The sequence below is a fragment of the Pseudomonas poae genome, from assembly GCA_028869255.1.
GTDB classification, from domain to species: Bacteria; Pseudomonadota; Gammaproteobacteria; order Pseudomonadales; family Pseudomonadaceae; genus Aquipseudomonas; species Aquipseudomonas poae_C.
On the sequence record CP110972.1, the window covers coordinates 5,953,773 to 5,970,199 of the forward strand.

The 16,427-nt window shown below is 60.2% G+C and carries 11 protein-coding genes and 1 pseudogene; 5 read left to right on the forward strand and 7 right to left on the reverse strand.

Translation table 11 applies throughout. The features are described from left to right. Positions 1–12: 12 nt before the first annotated feature. On the reverse strand, positions 13–702 hold the full coding sequence (gene phoB, locus LRS56_26980; GenBank protein WDU62350.1) for a phosphate regulon transcriptional regulator PhoB: 690 nt from the start codon (positions 700–702) through the stop codon (positions 13–15). Between the two features lie 154 nt (positions 703–856). On the opposite strand from phoB, the gene LRS56_26985 reads away from it, so the two are divergent. Beyond that, positions 857–1,234, forward strand: a complete 378-nt coding sequence (locus LRS56_26985) for a hypothetical protein (GenBank protein ID WDU62351.1) — start codon at positions 857–859, stop codon at positions 1,232–1,234. A 195-nt stretch (positions 1,235–1,429) separates the two neighbouring features. On the opposite strand, the gene ubiA is transcribed toward LRS56_26985, so the two are convergent. Both ubiA and LRS56_26995 read right to left on the reverse strand, forming a co-directional pair. After that, positions 1,430–2,320, reverse strand: a complete 891-nt coding sequence (ubiA, locus tag LRS56_26990; protein ID WDU62352.1) for a 4-hydroxybenzoate octaprenyltransferase — start codon at positions 2,318–2,320, stop codon at positions 1,430–1,432. Continuing rightward, positions 2,320–2,883, reverse strand: a complete 564-nt coding sequence (locus LRS56_26995; GenBank protein WDU62353.1) for a chorismate lyase — start codon at positions 2,881–2,883, stop codon at positions 2,320–2,322. The genes ubiA and LRS56_26995 overlap by 1 nt, the downstream gene beginning before the upstream one ends. Before the next feature lie 195 nt (positions 2,884–3,078). Here LRS56_26995 and LRS56_27000 point away from each other — a divergent pair, with 195 nt between their 5' ends. From LRS56_27000 to LRS56_27015, 4 genes are all read left to right on the forward strand, one after another. Continuing rightward, positions 3,079–3,246 carry a rubredoxin gene (locus tag LRS56_27000; GenBank protein WDU62354.1) on the forward strand — a complete coding sequence of 56 codons (168 nt, stop codon included), beginning with the start codon at positions 3,079–3,081 and terminating at the stop codon, positions 3,244–3,246. Positions 3,247–3,282: 36 nt separating this feature from the next. Beyond that, positions 3,283–4,431, forward strand: a complete 1,149-nt coding sequence (locus LRS56_27005; GenBank protein WDU62355.1) for an FAD-dependent oxidoreductase — start codon at positions 3,283–3,285, stop codon at positions 4,429–4,431. 192 nt (positions 4,432–4,623) lie between these two features. After that, positions 4,624–4,899: an HU family DNA-binding protein gene (locus tag LRS56_27010; GenBank protein WDU62356.1), complete on the forward strand. Its 276-nt coding sequence runs from the start codon at positions 4,624–4,626 to the stop codon at positions 4,897–4,899. Positions 4,900–5,217: 318 nt separating this feature from the next. After that, positions 5,218–6,216: a hypothetical protein gene (locus LRS56_27015; GenBank protein ID WDU62357.1), complete on the forward strand. Its 999-nt coding sequence runs from the start codon at positions 5,218–5,220 to the stop codon at positions 6,214–6,216. Between the two features lie 400 nt (positions 6,217–6,616). Here LRS56_27015 and LRS56_27020 read toward each other — a convergent pair whose 3' ends face one another. The 4 genes and pseudogenes from LRS56_27020 to LRS56_27035 all read right to left on the reverse strand — a co-directional run bounded on the left by LRS56_27020 (position 6,617) and on the right by LRS56_27035 (position 16,426). Then, positions 6,617–7,252 carry a hypothetical protein gene (locus LRS56_27020; protein WDU62358.1) on the reverse strand — a complete coding sequence of 212 codons (636 nt, stop codon included), beginning with the start codon at positions 7,250–7,252 and terminating at the stop codon, positions 6,617–6,619. A 33-nt stretch (positions 7,253–7,285) separates the two neighbouring features. Continuing rightward, on the reverse strand, positions 7,286–11,680 hold the full coding sequence (locus LRS56_27025) for a DUF6531 domain-containing protein (protein WDU62359.1): 4,395 nt from the start codon (positions 11,678–11,680) through the stop codon (positions 7,286–7,288). A gap of 45 nt (positions 11,681–11,725) precedes the next feature. Continuing rightward, positions 11,726–12,007: a hypothetical protein gene (locus LRS56_27030; protein ID WDU62360.1), complete on the reverse strand. Its 282-nt coding sequence runs from the start codon at positions 12,005–12,007 to the stop codon at positions 11,726–11,728. Between the two features lie 2 nt (positions 12,008–12,009). Further along, positions 12,010–16,426, reverse strand: a pseudogene (locus tag LRS56_27035) (DUF6531 domain-containing protein). Between the last annotated feature and the right edge of the window lies 1 nt (position 16,427).

The following is a 16,427-nucleotide window of genomic DNA, read 5'->3' on the forward strand; positions in this document are numbered from 1 at the left end:
TTGCAGCTGCTTTCAACCTTTGGTTGAAAACCGATAGCCGGTGCCGCGCACGGTTTGTACCAGATTCTCGTAGGCATCGCCCAAGGCTTTGCGCAGGCGACGGATATGCACGTCCACCGTGCGCTCTTCCACGTACACGTTGCCGCCCCACACCTGGTCCAGCAACTGGCCACGGGTGTAGGCGCGTTCCTGGTGGGTCATGAAAAATTGCAGCAGGCGATATTCGGTCGGGCCCATCTCGGCAGGCTTGCCGTCGATGGTCACACGGTGGCTGATCGGGTCCAGAATCAGACCGTCGACTTCGATAGGGGCTTCGCCATCAGTCGGACCGGCACGGCGCAGTACGGCTTTCAGACGAGCGACCAGCTCGCGTGGGGAAAACGGTTTGGTGATGTAGTCATCGGCGCCGACTTCCAGGCCCTGGATCTTGTTGTCCTCTTCGCCCTTGGCGGTGAGCATGATGATCGGGATATCCCCGGTCAGCTCGTCACGCTTGAGGCGGCGGGCCAGTTCGATGCCGGAGGTGCCGGGCAGCATCCAGTCCAGCAGGATCAGGTCCGGCTTGCGGTCGACGATAATGGCATGGGCCTGCTGGGAGTTCTCGGCCTCCAGGCAGTCATAGCCGGCCATTTCCAACGCAACGGCGATCATCTCGCGAATGGGCGCTTCGTCGTCAACAATCAGAATGCTCCTGCCAACCATGCCTAAAATCCTCTTGTCATTTAACTGTCTTGCGCCGCATTAGATAACGGAATTATTGCAGTCGTGTGACAGTAATTTAGTCGCTTGGGCAATTCGCGCCTCTCTGGGCTACGCTTGGGGTCCGAATCCTGACAACCACAAAAGGAAGGTTCCGATGACTTACAGCACTATTTCCTGGAAAGCCCTGCTGGTTACGGCGGCGCTGTCACTGCCGGGCCTGGCATTCGCGGCGGAGCCGGCGATGACCCATGACGGTTTGTTGGTGGATCACAAAGGGCTGACCCTCTACACCTTCGACAAGGATGCCGATGGCAAATCCGTGTGCAAGGACCAATGCGCAACTAACTGGCCGCCGCTGAAGGCTGAGTCCACCGACAAGTCGACGGGCGATTGGACAGTCATCACCCGCGATGACCAGACCAGCCAGTGGGCCTACAAAGGCAAGCCGGTTTATACCTACAAAGATGACAAGAAGGCCGGTGACAAGACCGGAGACGGCAAGGGTGGGGCGTGGCACGTCATCAAACCCTGATCCGCTACCTGTGTGGCGAGCGGGCTTGTTGTGGCGAGCGGGCTTGCCCGCGTTGGGCTGCGAAGCGGCCCCTAAACACGACAACTCGAGTTTCCTGAAATAACGCGGCGGCCCTCATAGGGGCCGCTTCGCGGCCCAACGCGGGCAAGCCCGCTCGCCACAATAAGCCGGCTTATGGCAACTCAGGCCAAGCGCTTATCGAAACGCGTAGTCCGCCACAATCCCCACAAATATCGCCAACCCCGCCCAGTGGTTGTGCAAAAACGCCTTGAAGCACTTCATCCGATCCTTGTCGCGGGTGTACCAGAACTCCCAGGCAAAGCAGCCCGCCGCCGCCGCCAACCCCAGGTGGAACCAGCCGCCCAGCTCAAACCGAGCGCCTGCCAGCAGCAGACACAGCAGCGCCAGGCCCTGCAGGGTAACGATGATCACGCGGTCGGCCTCGCCGAACAGAATGGCGGTGGATTTAACGCCGATCTTCAAGTCGTCGTCACGGTCGGTCATCGCGTAATAAGTGTCATAGCCCACCGTCCACAGCAGGTTGGCGATGTACAGCAGCCACGCTGCAGCAGGCAGGCTGCCGGTCTCGGCGGTGAACGCCATCGGCATGCCCCAGGAAAACGCCGCGCCCAACACCACCTGCGGGTAATAGGTGTAGCGCTTCATGAACGGGTAACTCGCCGCCAGCGCCAGGCCGCCGAGGGATAGCAGGATGGTGGTGGCGTTGGTCAGCAATACCAGCAGGAAACTGACGCCCATCAGCACTGCAAAGAACACCAGCGCCTCTTTCGAACTGATCTTGCCGCTGACCAGTGGGCGTTGCTCGGTACGCTTTACATGGCCGTCGACCTTGCGGTCGGCCCAGTCATTGATCACGCAGCCGCCGGCACGGGTCAGCACTACGCCCAGCACGAAAATCACGATATTGCTCAAAGACGGCGAGCCCTTGCCGGCAATCCACAGCGCCCACAGCGTCGGCCAGAGCAGCAGGTAGATGCCGATGGGCTTGTCCATGCGGGTCAACTGAATGAAATCCCAGGCCCTGGGGTTCAGGCGGTTCAAGGACTTGAGCAGACGTTGATACATCAGCAGTTCTCCGGGTGGTCATGCAGTGCGCGCCAGAAGCTCGGCAGGAAGATTTCCGCCACCAGCACACTCAGCCGCCCGCGATCGAAGCGCGAGCGGCGCGCCCACAAGCCGTCGACCTGATCTGCGGTGGGCAGCCATGGCCGGGGGTAACGGCACACTTCGATCGCCTGGCGGGTGAAGGCGTGGTCGCAGAACAGCAATTCGCCAAGCGAACGGCTGCCCAACTCATCCATATGCAAGCCGTCGCCCTGCAGCGCACTGCGTGCCGCCACGCTGCGGGCGAACACCCACGGCTGGCCATGCCCGCGCAAATACACCTCGCGCACCCAACCGGTAGTGGCCGGCGCAAGCCCCAATGCAGTGCATTCATCGTCGCGCAGCGGCTGCCAGCCTTCGAACAGTGGCGTCACGCTGAAGCCGTCATTGGACAGCCACGTCAGCCGGCGCGTCAGCGAGCCTTCATCGAACAGCCAATTGAGGGTCAAGGGCGCGGGCAATGGGCTCAGAAGGCTCTGGGTCAGCCATTGGCAAGCATCGGGAAGGGCGATTGAGTGCGGCACGGTGAGTCAGTATTGGCAGCAAAAGAGGCGGCGAGCTTACCATGGCGTCCTGAGCTTTTGCCGGGCCGAACCGGCCGCTTGCGTCGATCATGCTTGCATCTGCCGGCCCCGATCAGTACAAAACGCCCTGAGCCGCACGGCAACGCTGGTCTATCGACCGTCGGCCAACACGCCTGGACCCTGAGGAAGCAAGTAATGAAGAAGTGGCAATGTGTAGTCTGCGGCCTGATCTACGACGAAAAAGATGGTTGGCCGGATGACGGAATTCTGCCCGGCACCCGTTGGGAAGATGTCCCGGAAGACTGGCTATGCCCGGATTGCGGCGTGGGCAAAATGGATTTCGAAATGATCGAAATCGCTTAATCATCAAGTTCAGAAACGTACTACAAGGAGAAAGGAATGAACGCACCTGTCGTGATCATCGGCACAGGATTGGCCGGTTACAACGTGGCCCGGGAGTTTCGCAAGCTCGACAGCGAAACCCCGTTGCTGCTGATCACCGCGGATGACGGGCGCTCCTACTCCAAGCCCATGCTCTCCACCGGCTTTGGCAAGAACAAGGAAGCCGATGGCCTGAGCATGGCCGAACCCGGTGCCATGGCCGAGCAGCTCAAGGCCCAAGTGCGTACCCACACCCGCGTCAGCGGCATCGACCCGGGCCACAAGCGCCTGTGGATCGGCGAGGAGGCGGTGGCCTATCGTGACTTGATCCTGGCCTGGGGCGCCGAGACAGTACGTGTGCCGGTTGAAGGTGATGCGGCGGAGTTGGTGTTCCCGATCAACGACCTCGAAGACTACGCACGTTTTCGCGCCGCCGCTGCCGGCAAACGTCGCGTGCTGTTGCTCGGCGCCGGCCTGATCGGCTGCGAATTCGCCAATGACCTGATCCTTGGCGGCTACGAGATCGACCTGGTGGCGCCGTGCGAGCAAGTCATGCCAACCCTGCTGCACCCGGCCGCCGCCGCAGCGGTACAGGCCGGGCTGGAAAGCCTCGGTGCGCGGTTCCACCTGGGCCCGGTGCTCAACCGCCTGCAGCGCACAGCTGACGGCCTTGAAGCGCACCTGTCGGACGGTGAAGTGATCCACTGCGACCTGGTGGTGTCGGCTATCGGCCTGCGCCCGCGTGTCGACCTGGCAGCTGCCGCCGGCCTGCAGACCAACCGTGGAATCATGGTCGACCGCCACCTCAAGACCTCCCACGCCAACATCTATGCCTTGGGCGACTGCGCCGAGGTCGATGGCCTCAACCTGTTGTACGTGATGCCGCTGATGAGCTGCGCCCGCGCCCTGGCCCAGACGTTGGCCGGTAACGCCACGGCCGTCAGCTACGGCCCGATGCCGGTCACCGTCAAAACGCCGGTGTGCCCGCTGGTGGTCTCGCCGCCGCCACGCGGCACCGAAGGCGTGTGGAGCGTCGAAGGGCAGGGCGCCGACATCAAGGCCCTGTGCCGCGACGCCAGTGGCCGCCTGCTGGGTTATGCGCTGACGGGGACCGCCGTGATGGAAAAACTGGCCCTCAACAAAGAGCTTCCGCCTTTGCTGGCGTAAATACCGGTCGTTCTGTCGGAATAACCCTGTTTTTGTGCTGAGAAAGCTCGCCGCGAGACTGGCGGAGCGTGCGAGGGCATGCCATCCTCACTCCCGTCTGCCGCAGAGTAGAGCCTGCGGCGCCGCTGGGCGCTGCTCCATTAGAGAGCAGCACGGACATAACAACAAAAAACCGTCAAAGAGGCTTCACTTATGCGTAAACCAGAACTCGCAGCCGCCATCGCTGAAAAAGCGGACCTCACCAAAGAACAGGCCAACCGCGTACTCAACGCCGTTCTCGAAGAAATCACCGGCGCCCTGCACCGCAAGGACAGCGTCACCCTGGTTGGCTTCGGCACCTTCCTGCAACGCCACCGTGGCGCCCGCACCGGCAAAAACCCGCAAACCGGTGAGCCTGTGAAAATCAAGGCGAGCAACACCGTTGCATTCAAACCGGGCAAGTCGCTCAAAGACAGCGTCAACCCGTAAGCGTTGGGCCGTCTCGAAGGGAGGCGGGGCGGTAAAAAAATGGGCACGCCGACAGGGTCGGGTGCCCATTTTTGTTGGTTGGTGTTAAACCTGTGCAGTGAAATAAAAAGTTATATATCGCTATATATAATGGTGTGCGTGATTTATTAGACAGCTGTTTGTGGGGGCGGAATTTTCTTTATGGAGTGATGGCATAAGTGACAGAGCCTGCCTGATTTATAATTCAAGAAATCTGGAACTTTTAATTTTATTATGTCACTCAGGTTTTGAGAGTGCAGCGAGCCCTCTCTAAATTGTTTATTTGTTATGGGTGACACTATGAAGTTATCTGGACAGTTCCATATTCCTCTTGTCTTGCCTCAAGTCAATACTGATACTCCACAACATAAAATCCCCGTGCCGCCAGGCGTGATGCATAGCGCCAATTCGACTGCGCCCGTAACCGACTATGGTTACCCTGAAGCAACCGCTGAGGAACGCTTCAAGAGGGCTTTCAAAGCGGGCGGGCTGTTACGCTCAAAGGTGGGAACGGGACAGAACAAAGTTAAAAATAAATGTTGTGATAGCAATAAAACCGATGGTAAAGAGAAGGCCGGTAGTAGTAACACCGTGGGTAAGGACAAGCTCAAGCCAGAAACTGCTTATAAGAAGGAGTCACAGAAATTACCCGGTGGTCCCAACAGCCCTGGCAGTGCTGCACATAAATCTCACACTATTAATAACTTGCAGCGCAGCGGCTTTTTCCCTCCTGTTTCCGCGGAGATTGCAAAGGTCGTACGCAACGCCTTAGTTGAAGCGACCGTGGGCGGTTTGGTCAGCTTGGGCTTCAGTGTTGCAAGACATGTTATTTCCGACAAAATGGAAAAACGAATTACAGCGCAGGCTGAAATGCCTGGTGCAGAAAAAAAGAATGCGGACGGAACCAAATCCACCGTAGATCCTTCCGCGACCCAGCAGCAGAAAATCGACGCACGTGTGGAAGGCGCTGAAATAAAAGTTGAATTGCTCGCCAATACGATTATTTCAGTCAACGAAGGGCCCGACGCGCCGGCAGTCGGCAAATCGCCCGATGCCCCTACGACCACCAACGAGCGCCTGGCCAACCTTGAGAAAACCCTCGATGCAGCCGAGGGCCCGCTGGAAGATATCGCAGTCAGGTATGGTCAGCTTTACACCCGCTCATCCGCCGCTGACTCGTCGTCACCTAGTACGCCGGAGGAGCGCCTTGATCACATCGAACAACGTTATGTGAAAATGGACAAGATGTTCAAAAGGTTGGTGCTGTTGAAGGAGGCTGAGGCTGCAGAGGAAGAATAGTTTTTTAAAAAATGGTGTAGAGGGTGGGCGCTTAGTGGGGTAAGCGCCTTCTTCATTTGCCATGTTGCGTTCAGTTCAAACGCTGGAAACGCGGCCAAGCTAAAGACAAACCGTTGCCTAACGGCAAAGCTCCGGCATGGGATGTGGTAAGAAATCGGTACTGAAAAAACCCTTATGAAGCCTCAAAAGCCTCTGATGAATTCAATCCGGCTAACGTGAGCCGTATGACGCGCAGGTCGTCATTAAAACCAATACCAAACTTCTTAAGGAAGCCTTGAAGGGGCAAAGGGGATGGATTTATATAATTTATCTAACTGTCATTAATCTGAATAAGCCTGTCCACTTTAATTCGGAGTCGTATAGGTCAATCAATTTTTCGTCGTCATGGCGTTGATCTTTATTAGAGCGCGATTTCAAAAACTACTTTGCCAAGACGATTTTTGATTTGGTAAGCGTCTTCATTGATTTCCGAATTTTTAAATAGGTCGCTTCGGTCAATAAAGCTGGGAAGCTCATGCATCCAGATTTTATTCGTTATTGGGCTGTTTTCTTCGCAATACCAGCCTTCACCAACCTGCGCATTGAGCAGTCTATAGATGTTTATTTTACGCTTTTTGTCCTTGCTAACTTTTGACAGCTTTTTAATTGGGGTTTCCAGCTCAAACTGCAGTTTCAGCACTGCTTCAGCAGTTGAGTTTATGATCTCCACCGCTGCGTTGTCACTCTCTTTCCTTATTGCAATAGCAACGAGTGCCAGGCGTAATTCTTCCAGCAGTTTTTTTTCCTGACTGGGACGATCCAGAGAGAGGAATTGTTTGAAATCAAAGTTCTCTATAAAAATGTTTGTCACGCCTAAGACGTTATCAAATAGATCTTCGTCGGCACGTGGGCCCAGTGAAACAACTATTTTACTGCTACCGTTTATCTTGACCTTAGGCAACAACGTCATGAATATCTGGGTAATATGATGACTCAGTTGACGTATACGAACACCGTCTGTCAGAGCGGATGCATCACTTTCTTGCAGAGTAAGCATGTTCAGATTCATTGCGGTGCTCACGTCGAAAAACTAACGATTATCAGGCATGCCGTACAATTTAAGGTAGCCATCTCTTGTGTCAACCTGCGGTAACGGGTTTTTGTGGATCGGTGAAGGCATGTTGCCGTTATTTCTCGCCGCATGTTTGTCCGTGATCTTTTGCTCGGTAGCTTTGGCTTGAAGTCGTGTCTTGTTCTTTTCGACGATCACTGCCTTGTAGCGCCCAGCTTGAGGCTTGTTCAGCGCATTGACCTGTTGGTTGGCACGCGGTGATGTGCCATTTTTATTTAGTGGCCGCCCGCTGATCCCAGGCTTCATCATTCGTCCTGTTTTCGTATCAACGATGACATAGACGTGATTAGGATTTTTGCTCGCATGGCTGTTGCCGTGGACTTTTCCACTGCCTCCACACGTGAGACCTAACGGATCGATCCAGCCAAGGGGGTTGTCGGCATAGAGGTAGGTATTAATGCCCCCCGCCAACCCAATCGGATCCGGCGTAGTAAACCGCCCCACATCCGGATCATAAAACCTGAACGTATTGAAATGCAGCCCCGTCTCCCGGTCCAGGTACTGACCCTGAAACCGCAGATTCTGCTCTTCAATGTAATAGGGCTCGCGCACCTCTTCCAGCGTGTTGCCCCACACCCGATAAGTCGCCTGCCAGACGCTATGCCCGTCAGCTTCGGTCAGCTGTTCCGGCAAGCCGTTCAGGTCATTGTGGTAGTAACGAATCTTTTGCAGGGGTCCAACGCCATCGACCCGCGCCAGGGGTTGGTAGCCTTCATCTTCATACACGTACAGGCTGGTCTGGCTGTGTTTGTGCTCTTGCAATAAACGCAGCCCATCCCATGTGAACCGGGTTTCGCCCAATGGGTAGCCATCACTGCCATGCTCGGCTTTCTCGATGCGTCGGCCCAGCGGGTCGTAGGCCATCCTGACCACGCTGCCGTTTTCATTGCGCACCTCGATCAGCCGGCTTTCAGCGTCATACGCAAACCGCTGCACACCGCGCTTGGCGCTGCGTTTTTCGATCATCCGGCCAAACGCGTCGTAGCGGTAACGCTTGTCTTGATAGGTCAGCAGCTTGTTGTGCACCACCAGCCCGGCGCCGGGTTGTGGGCCGTCCAGCAGGTTGGCGGCGGCGTCGTAGCTGAAGGTTTCGCGTTGGCCGTGCAGGCTGTCCTGGCTGGCGATGATGCGGCCGGTGGCGTCGTAGTGCAGCAATTGGCGATGTTGCGCGGTGGGTTGCTGGTCGAGTTTGCCGATCAGGTTGTCGGCGGGGTCGTACTCGAATTGTTTTTGCGCGGCGGCCGGCATCAGCGATGGCTGACCCGCAAGGCGCCGTTGGCGCGAGCGCAGGCGGCCGCTGCGGTCGTATTCGCTGCGGGTGCTGAGCTGGCCCTGGGTGCGCAGCACTTCGCGGTGCAGGCGGTCGCGCTCGAAGTCGCTGATCACCTGGCCGTCGAGGTTGATTTGATGCAGATGGCCGCTGCCGTAGTACAGGCGATTGAGCCAGCGGCCGTCCGGCAGTTGGCTCTGGATCAGGTTGCCGAGTTCGTCGTAGTGATGCTGCAGGTTACCGGCTGAACTCTGTTCGGCCAGCAATTGGCCGAGGGCGTCGTAGGCAAAACCCAGGGCTTGGGCATTGCCTTGCCGGTCCGTGAAGGTGACGGCAGTGAGTTGATCGACCGCATCGTAGCTGTAGTCGGTGCGGCCATCGTCGGTGGTTTTGGCAATCAGCCTGCCGACCGCATCACGTTCCAGTCGGTGGACGATGGGCGCGGGTGGCGTCTCGGGCACGACCGCCAAGCCATTGCCATACGGCGCCGGCACGGCAATGACCGCTGTGACGTTGTCGAGCGCGTCATAGTCGTAGCGTTTGGCGCTGCCGTCGAGGTCTTGCTGTTCCGTCAGCCGATCCCCGGCATCCCACGCAAACCGATAGCGTTCACCGTTCTCGTTGATCAGCGCTTGCAGCCGACCGTAGCTGTCGTAGCCGAACTGCACCTGCCGCCCATGGGCGTCGGTGCGTTGGCGCACCTGGCCACGCCGGTTGTGCTGGTAGAGCGTGGTGTGCCCGGCCGGGTCGGTATAGCCCACCAATTGCCCGCTGACATCACGCTGGAAGTGTTCGGTGCGCCCGTCCGGCAATTGGCTGCTCAGCAACCGCCCCTGGGCGTCATAGCTGAACTGGGTGCGCTCGCCCAGGGCATCGGTGATGACCTGCAGATAACCGCGCTCGTCGTAACTGAAGCGCGTGGGGTAGCCCGAGCAATCGACATGTTCGACCAGTTGCCCGAACGGGTTCCAGCGCAGCGTTTTGCTTTTGCCGGTGGCATCGATAATTTCTACCGGCTGGCCGTGAGCGTCATAGCGGTAGCGGGTGACGTAGCCCAGCGGGTCGGTCTCGGCGATGCAGTTGCCGCGTGGGTCGTAGCGATACTGCCAACGGTTGTCGGCGGCGTCGGTTTCCACCCGCGGCAGGGCCCAATGCTCCAGCCACAAGGTCGAATCGCTGCGGCCCAGCGGGTCGGTTTCGCCGATCAGGTTGCCGCTCTCATCGTAGCTGTATGCATAGCGCCCACCTTGCGGGTCGGTGGCGCTGAGCAACTGGCGCTCGTCGTTCCACTCGAACAGCCAGGTCTGGCCAAGGTTGTCGCTGTACTGAATGATCTGGTGCTGGGTGTTCCAGTGCCGGCTGCTGACGCGTTGCAAGCCGTCGGTGATGCGCGTGAGACCGGCCAGCAGGTCGTAGTCGAACAGGTAAGAATCGCCCTCATCGGTCCAGTGGCGCACTACCCGCCATTGCGTCCCTTCAACCAACGCCCAGTCATAGAAACAGCGCAGCCCGGTCGGCAACTGATGCTCGACCATTCGGCGCCCGGCGTCGTAGGCGAAACGCCGCTGTACCTGGCCGGTGGCATCACGCACCTCAGCCAGGCTCCCCGCAGTGTCATAGCCATAGCTGACGAGCACTTCACGGCGTTGGTCCGGGTACAGGCGCTCAATGCGGGTCAGGTGGCCCTGATCGCGGATCAGCTCAACCTGTACCAGGTCGAAGGTATCGCGCAGCCGCGCCAGGCGTCCCGTGGCGTCATAGTCGAGATGGATGCGGTTGTCGTTGCGGTCACCCAGTTGGCTCAGGCGAAGCCGTGATGCATGGGCCGGCGCAGGTTCGAACAGACGGTACAGGCCGTCGTCGCTTTCGATCAGCAATTGCCCATTGCGATGGCGCCGCACCGCGAGCCCTTCGCCGGCGCTGAACACCGCGCCGCCCAAGGGGATGGAGCCCATGTCGATCGGCCGACCCTGCTCATCGGTATAGACCAGTGTTTCGCCGCCCTCGGGGTGCGGCTGGATGTCGACGCAGACCTCGTAGGCCACGCTCCAGCCAGCGCCGAACAGGCTGCCTTGGCGTTCGTCGCGGCTGTTGTAGAAGCGCTGCCAGTCGATAGGCAGGATGCCGGGCAGCACGAAGTCCAGGTCTTCGACATCGCCCAGCACCTTGGCGCCGGTCGCGGCATGTACCGGGTTCGACGAGCCCATGGCCGCGTTGGCCGCAGCCCCCATCGCACTGCTGATGGCCATCGAGGTAGCGCCGCTGACCAACATGCACGGCAGCTTGCTGAAGAACTTGCCCTTGCCGCCCTTGAGCATCAACAGCGCCGTGACCGCCAGGCCGACGCCCGGGGTCTTGCCGCTGCGGATTTCACGCACCACCACCGAGCCGCCGCCAATGGTCACGTTGGAGGAAATAAGTCCGGATGACACCACCGTGGCATCGCAGGTACTGCGGTCACCGCTGCGCACCGCGGGTTGGCCGTTGATCGTGACCTTCTCCGAACCTTCGGCAAGAAACTGCGGCGGCATCGGCGGGTGTTTCATGCAGACCACGAGGTCCAGCGGCTTGGGCACTGCGCCCGGCGCGGGTGTCGCGACGGTGGGGCGCCACATCTGCGAAAAAAAGCTCTGGGCCATGTCCAGAAAGCCGGGTTCCGGCTCAGGCTCGGATGCTTCCAGCTCGGTACCTGCCGGTGTGACATGGGAGCTGATCGCCCCGGCGGCGCGGGCAGCCGGGATGTTATTGGTGAGGGTGTTGGTGGAGCCGGTGAGAATGTTCGCCTGCACCGTGGGCGGAAACAGGGCGTTGCCAAAGGCGTCGCATATTTTGGTCAGCCCTTTGTCGGCCCCGCTCTTGCTCATGGCAAGGCCGACAATCGTACCCACCACCGCGCCCAGCAGGAAGCAGCCGAGGCCGCCGGTGGCCACGGTAATGCCGGTGGCAGCCACCACGGCGGCGGTCGCCACCGCAGTGATCGCGATATTGGCCGCCACCTCCAGCACACCGCCGAGGATGTCGGCCATCATGGAGGTGTGGGCTAGTGCATCGCCCATGCGGGCGGCCCAGAGTGCGTCAGGCACGGGGTGTCATACGCATAAGACTTTCCTTAGTCAGCCAATCGTTTTTCAGTAAGGCATGCTCATCAATGCGGTTCTGAGGCGTTTGATCAGCCGGGGGTCCTCAAGGCAGTCGGCAGGTCGCACGTTGTCGAGGGCGGGCACTTTGCGGTCGATCCACCACAACCCTTCCTTTAGCCCTCGCTTGCCACGCAGTACCACGGCCAGGTCAAGATCACCGCCCATGGCTTTCGCAAGGGTGTGCGCGTCGTCGTCCAGATAGTCTTCTCGGTACAGCGCTACCGTGCTTTGCCAATCGGCATCGCCGGGGTATTCGTCTTCAAGTGGCATGGTCAAAATCCTGCGAAAGAAATTAAGTTGCTGCCGGTTGGGTTACGTGCGGATGGCGCGAGAATTCCATCATAGCCATTGGCTTTTGCCCAACTGCCGATCTGGTGCGTTTGTGTGTACTTGTTACCCGTAATGCTTTTGAGTGACACGCCCAATTGTTTGCGCACGTCGGCGCGCGTCAAGTCCAGCACGTTGTTGAGTTGCACCTTTTTGCTGACCAGCACGCGCGTCGACAGGTCGACGCCCCAATGCGTGACTTCGCCCAGTGCGGTCTTGCGTGAGTTGGCGCCATATACGCCGCCCAGACCTTTATCCGTATAGCGGTGTCGGGAATCCACATTCCACTTGTGTGCCTGCCAGGTCGTGCCGATCCGTCCCGGTTCCTCGAAGCGGTAAACCGTACGGTTGACCTTGCGCCCCTTGGGTGGGCTTGAACATTTCATCAGGCCCAGTGGGTCGGCCCAGCTCAAGGGGTTGGGGGCATACTGGTAGAGGTTGAGGCCGCCGGCCAGGCCAATCGGATCGGGTGTGGTGAAGCGCCCGATGTCCGGGTCGTAAAAGCGCAGCGTGTTGTAGTGCAGCCCGGTCTCGCGGTCCAGGTACTGGCCCTGGAAACGCAGGTTCTGCTCTTCGATGAAGTAAGGCTCGCGCACTTCCTCGACGGTAGTGCCCCACACCGCATGGCGCGCCTGCCAGACAGTATGGCCATCACTTTCAGTCAGCCGCTCCGGCAGGCCGTTGATGTCGTTGTGGTAGTACCGAATTTTCTGCAGGTCACCCAGGCCATCCACGCGGGCCAGCGGTTCATAGCCTTCATCGGCGTAGAGATACAGGCTGGTTTGCTGGTTGCAGTGTTCCTGCAACAGTTGCAGGGCATCCCAAGTGAAACGAGTCTGGCTCAGTTGCACGCCGTTGCGGTCGCGGGTGGTTTTGGCGATGCGCCGGCCGAGCGGGTCGTAGGTCATCTCGACCACCGAGCCGTCGGCGTTGTGCACCTGTGCCAGGCGCTGCTCGGCGTCATAGCTGAAGTGCTGCACGCCGCGTCGGGCGCTGTGTTTCTCGATAACCCGGCCGAAGCCGTCGTAGCGGTAGCGCTTGTCCTGGTAGGTCAACAAACGGTTGTTGGCGACGGGGCCGAAGCCGTCCAGCAGGTTGGCCGCCGGGTCATAGGCGAACGCCTCGCGCTGCCCCTGCAGGCTGTCTTGGCTGGCGAGGATGCGTCCGGTTGCATCGTAATGCAGGAGTTGACGGTGTGTGCCATCGGGCCGACTTTCCAAGCGCTCGACCAATTGGTCGCTGGCGTCATAACCGAACTGCGTCTGAGACGCCGGTTGCAACCCCGCTTGGCCTCGCAGGCGGCGCTGGCGCGCACGCAGGCGGCTGCTGCGATCGTATTCGCTGCGGGTGCTGATATGCCCCTGGGTTTGCAGGACTTCACGGTGCAAGCGGTCGCGTTCGAAGTCGCTGATCACCACACCGTCCAGATTGATCTGGTGCAGGTGACCGCTGCCGTAGCGCAGGCGGTTGAGCCAGCGACCGTCGGGAAGCTGGGTCTGGACCAAATTGCCCAACTCGTCGTAGTGGTGCGCCAGGCTGCCGGCGGCCGTTTGCTCAAGAATCAGCTGGCCGAGGCGGTCGTAGCCAAAGCCGAGCTTTTGTTGCGCGCCGTCACCTCCGGTATAGGTGATGGCGGTGACTTGATCGAGTGCGTCGTACTGATACTCGGTGCGCCCGTCCGTCGTTTGTCTGGCGGTCAGGCGACCGCCGGCATCGCGCAGCAGATCATGCACGATGGGCGGCTCGGTCCCCGCCGACGCAAGCGCCTGCACCTGGGTGACGTTATCCAGCGAGTCGTAGGCGTAACGCTTGAGGCTGCCGTCCAGGCGCTGTTCCTGGGTCAGTCGGTCGCCTGCGTCCCAGTCGAAGCGGTAGCGCTCACCGTTTTCGTTGATCAGGCTTTGCAGGCGGCCGTAGGCATCATGGTGCAATTCCACGCGGCGACCATGGGCGTCTGTGCGCTGGCGTAACAAGCCGTTCGGCGCGTGCTCGAAGTGTGTCGTTTGCCCGGCCGGGTCGCTGTAGCCGATCACCTGTCCGCTGGCGTCGCGCTGGTAGTGTTCGGTGCGGCCATCGGGCAATTGCTTGCTGACCAGGCGACCCTGGCTGTCATAGGCGAAAACGGTACGCTCGCCGAGGGCGTCGCTGCTGGTGTGCAACAGGCCGCGCTCGTCGTAGCGCAACTGGGTGCTGTAGCCCGAACAATCGGTGTGCTTGCTCAACTGTCCAAGCGGCGTCCATTGCAGGGTCTTGCGCTTGCCGGTGGCGTCGATGATTGCCACGACCTGGCCGTGGGCGTCGTGACGGTAGGCGGTCACGTGGCCCAGCGGATCAGTCTCGCTGATGCAGTTGCCTCTCGTATCGTAGCGGTACTGCCAGGTGTTGCCTGCCGCATCGGTTTCCGCCAGCGGCAGCGCCCAATGTTCCAGCCACAAGGTCGACTCGCTGCGGCCCAGCGGGTCGAGCGTAACGCTCAGGTTTCCGGCCTCGTCGTAGGCAAACTGGTATTGCCCGCCGTTCGGATCGGTAGCACCCAGCAATTGGTTTTCAGTATTCCACTCAAACGCCCAGGTACGTCCCAGCCCATCGACCGACTCAATGATCTGGTGCGCTGCGTCCCAGCGGCGTGTGCTGGTCCGCTCAAGCCCGTCGGTGATGCGCGTGATACCGGCGTCCAAGTCATAGCTGAACTGGTAGGTGTCGCCCGCATCGGTCCAATGCCGCACCACGCGCCACTCGCGCTCGTCGACACATGCCCACTGGTAGAAGCAGCGCAAGCCGGTCGGCAGTTGGTGCTCGACCATGCGCTGCCCGGGGTCGTAGGCGAACCGGCGCTTCACCTGGCCGTCGGACTGGCGCACCGACGCCAGGTCGCCACGGCTGTCGTAGGTGTAATGCATCAGCACTTCGCGGCGCTGATCGGGGTACAGACGCTCGATCCGGCTGACACGCTGCGGCCAGAGGGCGTCGTAGCTCAGTTCGGCGCGAACCAGGTCGAAGGTATCGCGCAGGCGCAGCAGGCGACCGCCGTCGTCGTAGTCGAGGTAGATGCGGTTGTCGTTGCGGTCCCCCAACTGGCTCAGGCGTAGCCATGTTGCGTCCTGTGGCGCGGGGTCGAACAACCGGTAAAGGCCGTCCGCGCTCTCGATCAGCAGTTGGCCATTCAGGTGGCGCCGTACGCTGAGTCCTTCGCCGGCACTGAACACGGCGCCGCCCAACGGGATGGCCCCCATGTCGATGCGTCGGCCTTGTTCATCGGTGTACAGCAACAACTCGCCACCGTCTGGGTGGGGCAGCCGTTGCACGCTGACTTCGTAACCGACGCTCCAGCCAGCACCGAACAGACCGTTACGGCGTTCGTCGCGGCTGTTGTAGAAGCGCTGCCAGTCGATGGGCATGATGCCGGGCAGGGCGAAATCCAGCTCTTCGGGGCCGCCGAGCACCTTCGCACCGGTGCTGGCATGCACAGGGTTGGATGAACCCATGGCCGCATTGGCCAGTGCCCCCATGGCCTGGCTGACCACGAGCGAATTCACCCCGGCCAGCAGCATGCACGGCAGGTTACTCAGGAATTTGCCCTTGCCGCCCTTGAGCATCATCAAGGCCGTGACGGCCAGCCCGACCCCAGGGGTCTTGCCGCTGCGGATCTCGCGCACGACCACCGAGCCTCCGCCGATGGTCACATTCGGTGAAATCAGGCCGGACGACACCACGGTTGCATCACAGGTACTGCGGTCACCGCTGCGTACGGCGGGCTGGCCATTGATCGTGACTTTTTCCGAGCCTTCGGCCAGAAACTGCGGCGGCATCGGGGGGTGCTTGGTGCAGGTCACCAGGTCCAGCGGCTTGGGGACCGCGCCGGGCGCCGGGGTGGCCACCGTGGGGCGCCACATCTGAGCGAAAAAGCCTTTGGCCATGTCCAGGTAGCCCGGCTCCTCGCCGGGCTCAGGCTCCGTCGTTTCGGTGCCGGATGGCTCAACGTGCGACGGCACGGCGCCCGCTGCGCGCTGCGGGAGTGGTGTTGATCAGGGTGTCTGTAGAACCACTGAGAATGGTCGCCATGACGGTGGGAGGGAACAGTGCATTGCCGATCCCCTCGCACATGTCACTCAAGCCTTTGTCGGCTCCGGTCTTGCTCATGGCCACGCCGACGACCACCCCGACCACTGCCCCCAGCACGCACGCGCCAAGCCCGAAGGTGGCGACGGTAATACCGGTAGCCGCCACCACCGCCGCTGTCGCCAGCGCGGTAATCGCCACATTGGCCGCCACCTCCAGCACGCCGCCGAGGATGTCCGCCATGACCGAGGTGTGGGACAGCCCGTCGCCCAGGCGCGCAGCCCAGAGCAGCGCGTCAGACATG

Excerpts from the sequence above, each read along its gene's own strand:
- phoB (WDU62350.1), bottom strand. The coding sequence starts at position 702 with ATGGTTGGCAGGAGCATTCTGATTGTTGACGACGAAGCGCCCATTCGC.
- LRS56_26985 (WDU62351.1), top strand. The coding sequence starts at position 857 with ATGACTTACAGCACTATTTCCTGGAAAGCCCTGCTGGTTACGGCGGCG.
- ubiA (WDU62352.1), bottom strand. The coding sequence starts at position 2,320 with ATGTATCAACGTCTGCTCAAGTCCTTGAACCGCCTGAACCCCAGGGCC.
- LRS56_27000 (WDU62354.1), top strand. The coding sequence starts at position 3,079 with ATGAAGAAGTGGCAATGTGTAGTCTGCGGCCTGATCTACGACGAAAAA.
- LRS56_27005 (WDU62355.1), top strand. The coding sequence starts at position 3,283 with ATGAACGCACCTGTCGTGATCATCGGCACAGGATTGGCCGGTTACAAC.
- LRS56_27010 (WDU62356.1), top strand. The coding sequence starts at position 4,624 with ATGCGTAAACCAGAACTCGCAGCCGCCATCGCTGAAAAAGCGGACCTC.
- LRS56_27015 (WDU62357.1), top strand. The coding sequence starts at position 5,218 with ATGAAGTTATCTGGACAGTTCCATATTCCTCTTGTCTTGCCTCAAGTC.
- LRS56_27020 (WDU62358.1), bottom strand. The coding sequence starts at position 7,252 with ATGCTTACTCTGCAAGAAAGTGATGCATCCGCTCTGACAGACGGTGTT.
- LRS56_27030 (WDU62360.1), bottom strand. The coding sequence starts at position 12,007 with ATGCCACTTGAAGACGAATACCCCGGCGATGCCGATTGGCAAAGCACG.